The 5,368-nt window shown below is 67.8% G+C and carries 4 protein-coding genes and 1 pseudogene; all 5 read left to right on the top strand.

Annotated features, from left to right (window positions below):
* Positions 1-273 (top strand): annotated as a pseudogene (locus V5A19_RS13540) (hypothetical protein); the annotation flags it as partial.
* A 58-nt stretch (positions 274-331) separates the two neighbouring features.
* Positions 332-1,156, top strand: a complete 825-nt coding sequence (locus V5A19_RS13535) for an alpha/beta fold hydrolase (RefSeq protein WP_332319823.1) — start codon at positions 332-334, stop codon at positions 1,154-1,156.
* A gap of 31 nt (positions 1,157-1,187) precedes the next feature.
* Positions 1,188-2,234 carry a hypothetical protein gene (locus V5A19_RS13530; RefSeq protein WP_332319824.1) on the top strand — a complete coding sequence of 349 codons (1,047 nt, stop codon included), beginning with the start codon at positions 1,188-1,190 and terminating at the stop codon, positions 2,232-2,234.
* Positions 2,234-3,799, top strand: coding sequence for an ABC transporter transmembrane domain-containing protein (locus V5A19_RS13525; protein WP_332319825.1), 1,566 nt, complete (start codon positions 2,234-2,236; stop codon positions 3,797-3,799). Before V5A19_RS13530 ends, V5A19_RS13525 begins: the two co-directional genes overlap by 1 nt.
* 93 nt (positions 3,800-3,892) lie before the next feature.
* Positions 3,893-5,356 (top strand): hypothetical protein, encoded by a 1,464-nt coding sequence (locus tag V5A19_RS13520; protein ID WP_332319826.1) that lies wholly within the window; start codon positions 3,893-3,895, stop codon positions 5,354-5,356.
* The last annotated feature ends 12 nt before the right edge of the window (positions 5,357-5,368 follow it).

Raw genomic sequence — 5,368 nt, 5'->3', positions numbered from 1 at the left:
CGTGGCCATGAAATCCTGGCCCGCCCGTTCGGACGCGCCGACAGCGCTGCGCGCGGGGCGTGGCTCGCCGACAAGGGCGGCATCCGCTCGGACTTTCATGCCGGCACCACTTGGGCCCCGAAGGGACGAACGCGGGTCGTCGGGGCCACCGGCCGGCGCTTCGGGATGAACCTCGAATCGGCCGTCGGCCCGTGTGCGGACATGCGTTTCATGGCCGTCGAGCTGATCAAGCGATTCTTTCACGAGGGGCACGAGCGCTACGTGATCGAATAAGGTCGGCCAGCCCTGTACTTATCAGTAACCTTCGGACAGAGAGAGCATGAGGGTAATCATGAAAAATCCCAACAATGACACGGCCGAGTACATCACGGCGTGCAGCGCCGCCGGTCGGTTGACGGCCAGGATCATCCGCCCGGCAAACCCCGTGCCCGCACCGCCCGTGGTGGTTCTGCACGGCATTTCACGCAACGCCGGCATCCTCGCGCAGCTTTTCGCGCCAGAGGCGGAACGTACCGGCCGCACCATCGTCGTGCCGCATTTCCCCGAAAAGTCCTGGCCCGATTTCCAGCGTCCGAGCAAGGCCGCGCGGCCCGATCAGGCCCTTTTGGCGCTGCTCGACGCGGTCGCAGCGAAGCTGCCCGATGGCGCCGGAACAGTAGATCTCTTCGGTCATTCCGGCGGGGCGCAGCTGACGCATCGGTTTGCGATGCTCTACCCGCACCGGGTCGCGGCGCTGCATCTGGTCGCGGCGGGCTGGTACTGCCTGCCCGACGACACGATGACCTATCCGTACGGCCTCGCGTCGGGCACGGACCGGTTCAGCACCGCCTGGGCGCGTCGCAATGCGCACGGTCTGCGTGATTTCCTCGGCTTACCCGTGTGCGTCTATGTCGGAAGCAAGGATGTCATCCGCGATCCGGCCCTGCGCACGAACCGCACGCTCGACGCCAGACAGGGCCCCAACCGTCATGCCCGCGCCCGCACCTACGTCATGGCGCTGAATGCCGCAGCCGAACGGCATGACCTGCCGGCGCGCGCGCAGTTTGTCGAGTTGACCGATTGCGACCACGACGTGGTCCACGCGCTCACCCACAACCACTTGGCCTTCCGCGTGCTCGACGCCCGCAGCCAGGCGCCGCGCAGCCAGGCGGTTTGATCCGCCACAACCCTCAAGCCGGAGATTCGACATGACCCTTGCAGCCACCCTTGATGACGCCAAATGGACCTTCGTCACCCGCCGGGTGGAGCGTTCCCGCGTGGCCCGCACCGATACCGATTTCGCGGCCGCCAGACCGGGCGACCTGATCCTCGCGCATGTCGACAAGGTCGGCCAGCACCGCCGCGTGCAACTGCCTACCGGGCGGCCCTCGTTCATCTTTGCCGGCGATGCGGTGGTGATCGCCTGTGGCGCGCGCTATGCCCCTGATCAATTCGAGGGGCTGGCCGAGATCGACCCCGACGGTGCCGACCTGCTGGCCGGCGGCGGCTGTATCGGGCGCATGGTGGCGCGCAGCAGCCAGGTCGAGGCGGCGACGCGCCTTATGCCGGCGGCGCGGCTGCTGGACACGTTTGGTAATGTCCTCAACCTCGCCGATTTCGCACTGGCGCCCCGGCCGGCCGGCCCCCGGCCGCCGGTGATCGGGGTGGTCGGCACCTCGATGAATTCGGGCAAGACGCTGGCCACCGCGCAGCTTGTCCTCGGGCTGCGGCGCGCGGGCTTCCGCGTCGGAGCCATCAAGATCACGGGCACCGGCGCCTTCGGTGATTACAACGAATATGCCGATAGCGGCGCGCATTTCGTGGCCGACTTCACCGATGCCGGCATGGTGACGACCTATCGCGAACCGCTGGACCGGATCAAAGCCGCGACCGAGACGCTGGCCGACGAGGCCGGCGCGCGCGGCTGCGACATCGTGGTGATGGAGCTGGCCGATGGCCTGTTGCAGCGCGAGACCGCTGCGATCATCGCCGATCAATGGTTTGCGAACCTGATCTCGGGGCTGGTCTTCGCCTGTGGCGATGCGGTGGCGGCCGCGGGCGGCGCGGCGATCCTCGCCCGTCACGGGCTGATCCCCGATGCGGTGACCGGCATGGTCAGCTGCTCGCCCATGTCCAGCGCCGAGGCCGCGGAAGCCACCGGCCGGACGGTTCTGACCAAGGCCGATCTGGCGGACCCGGCCGAGGCCACGGGCTTTGCCCTGCGCGCCGGACTGGGCCGCAAGGAGGCCGCCTGATGGCGATGCCCGCCCCTCTGGAGGACGGGCGCTGGCGGAGCCTGGCGCTCGTCAGCCTCGTGACGCTGGTGCAAGGCGCCGCCGCCGGCGTGGCGGCCTTCGCCACGCGCGGGCTTTTCGAGGCGATGGATGAACCGACACCGTTGCCACTCGGCCTGATCGCGGCGCTCGCGGCCTCCGGCCTCGTAATCGCCGGCGCGCGGGTGGCCGCGCGCCTGATGGGCGAACGACTGGGGCAGGATTACGCGCTGTCGGTCCGTCTGGCCCTGCTGGAGCATGCGGCGGGTATGCCCGCAAGTGCTGTGGCCACCCGGCGCAACGGCTACATGAGCCTGCGCTTCGTGGGCGACATGACCGCCTTTCGCAACTGGCTGGGCAAGGGGCTGCCGCGGCTGATCGCGGGGGCTGTGATGATCCCCGCCGCCTGTGCCGTGCTCTGGTGGCTGGAGCCGCGCTTTGCGCTTGTCGTCGCGCCGGTCTTTCTCGTGGCGCTCGGCGTCATGGCCTTCGCCGGGCCTCGACTCGAGCCGCTGCATCGCCGCCTGCGCGCGCGCCGCGCCCGGATCGCCGCCGAGATGGCCGAGCGGATGCCGATGGCCCCCGAGCTCGACCGCATGGGGCGCCGGCCAACCGAGTTGCGCAGCCTGCACAAGCGTACCGAAAAGATGATCCGCGCCGGGCTGCGGCGGGTGTTCTGGGCCGAGTCGCTCAAGGCGCTGCCCGATGCGTTGGCCGGGCTGGCCGCCTGCGCCATCATCGTGACCGGCGCGTGGACCGGCACCGGAACGGGCACCATCGCCGGGGCGCTCGCCGCCATCGGTCTGGTACTGACCCCGCTGCGCGATCTGGCCAGCGTGTGGAATTTCCGCGCGGCCTATCTCGCGGCAAACCGCAAGTGCGAGGCCGCCCTCACGCGCTCCCAGCGCACGGTCGGGGCCGGCGACAAGCGGCTGCCCGACGGGCCCGTGCGCCTTTGCCTGCGGGATCTGCCGATGCCGCAGGGCGGAGTGCTCTCGCTCGATGTACCGCCGGGAGACGGCCAGACCCTGACCTGCGATCCGCGCGACGCCGATGTGCTCTTTTCCGCGCTCTGCGGGCTGGAACAGGTGCCGCCCCGATCCATCACCCTGTCGGATCTGTGCCTGACCGATCTGTCGCGCGGTAGCCTGCGGCGTGGCGTGCAGCGGCTCGACAGCCAGCCGGCGGTGCTCAAGGGGTCGCTGCGGCGCAACCTTGCGCTCGGTCTGCGGCAATGCCCGTCGGATAAAAAGCTCACCCGTGTCGCGCGCAAGGCGGGGTTGGGGGATCTCCTGGAACGGCTCGGCGGTCTCGACGGGGCACTGGCCGAAGGCGGGCGCGATCTTTCGGCGCGCGAGCGCAGCGCACTGTCGCTGAGCCGGCTGCTCCTGGCCCAACCCCAGCTCGTCCTGCTGGGCGAGGCGCTGTGGCATCTCGATTCAAGAGCGCAGGACGCCCTCACGAAGCATCTCGAAGCCTGCGGCGCCACCGTTCTGCGCCACCCCGTTCTGGCCGAGGCCTCGCGCGGCGGGTCATTGGCCGCGTGACCGCCCCGGCGAGCCGGCCAGGACCGCGGTGGTCCCGGCCGCGGATTTCCGGCAAGTTTCGTGGAAACCCTGTGATAGCGAGAGCCGACCGACATGATCGATCTTACTACCTGGAGCACGCCGAACGGCCGCAAGATTCGCGTCATGGGGGCCGGCGCCACGACCGCGCTGCTCATCGCCGCGGCGATGAGCCCGGTCCATGCGGCCGATTTCGAAGTCCACGGTGATCTCAACCACCGCTTCGAGGTGTTCAACAATCAGGACGAATTCTTCAACGGATTCAATTCCGGGGGTGACGGTGTCATTCGCGATGACGACGAGGCGCGGGACGGGAATTTCGCCGACGTCAAGTATCGCCTGTGGACCGAGATTTCCCCGGATGACGACCGGGCCAAGGGGATCGTCGCCCTCGAGCTGGGTGGCATACGTTTCGGTGACGAGGACGACGGTGGCGCTTTTTCCGGCGACGCCGAGAACGTGGAGACCCGCTGGGCCTATGGCGATTTCGCCCTCCCCTGGGCGCCGGATCACCGTTTGAACGCTGGCCTGCAGCCGCACGCGGTCAACCAGCACGTATGGGGAGAAACCGCCGCGGGCGTGACCGTGAAGGGGCCCTTGTCCGACACCGTGGATTACAGCCTCGCCTGGATGCGCGGCGATGACGCAACGGGCACGGGAAACAACGGCCGCAACGACGGTTTCGACAGCGCCGACGGCTTCTCCCTGAACCTCGACGCGGACCTGTCTTCCGCCCTGCAGGTCGGCGTTTTCGGGCTGTTCCAGCGCAACGACCAGAACACGGGCAGCGGAGTGGTCGATGCCACGGAATACGAGGTCAAGTCCATCAGTGATTCGGAGTACGAGCTGTGGACTGTCGGCACCGACGGCAGGTTCAACATGCCGATGGGCGGCGGCGGCGGCTTCGCCAGGTGGGACCTGATCCTCCAGAGCGGTGACATCGACGACGTGGCGTTCGAATCATTCGACAGCGCGGGGACCGGCGGCACGAACACAGGCCAGCAAAACTTCGACCTGAATGCCTTCTTCGGCCGTCTGGATCTCGGCTACGAGACGGGAGCGAAGACCTACACCTACACATTCTGGTACTCCTCGGGGGATGACGCCGCCAACGACGACGACTTCGATGCGTTCATGGCCACCGACGTCGACACGAACGACAGCATGATCTTCTTCGAGAACATGACCGACGACAACTTCTTCGCGGAGACGCCCTATCTCCTGGACAAGGGCTTCATGCTCAACAAGTTCCAGGTGGATCACAGGCTCACGCCCAACGTGGAACTGACCGGGCTCGCGAGCTATCACCGCCTCGCCGCGGATGTCCAGCTCGGCAACGGGGATCGTGAAGACGAGCTGGGTGTGGAACTCGGCGGGCGTATCAGCTACGAACCGACCAACCAGTACGAGATCGCCTCCGAGGTGGCGTATCTCCTCGCTGACGATGCCATGGACGCGTTCGAGGCTGATCCGATCAAGGATGGCGCCTCCGACGAGGACCTGTGGCACTTCGCCGCGCGCATTCGCTACAAGTTCTGACCGTGCGTAGTG

The sequence above is a fragment of the Thiohalorhabdus sp. genome (assembly GCF_036628635.1).
Lineage (GTDB): Bacteria > Pseudomonadota > Gammaproteobacteria > Thiohalorhabdales > Thiohalorhabdaceae > Thiohalorhabdus.
Note: the sequence above shows the minus strand (reverse complement) of the source record. Positions and strands in the feature narration are given on the sequence as shown.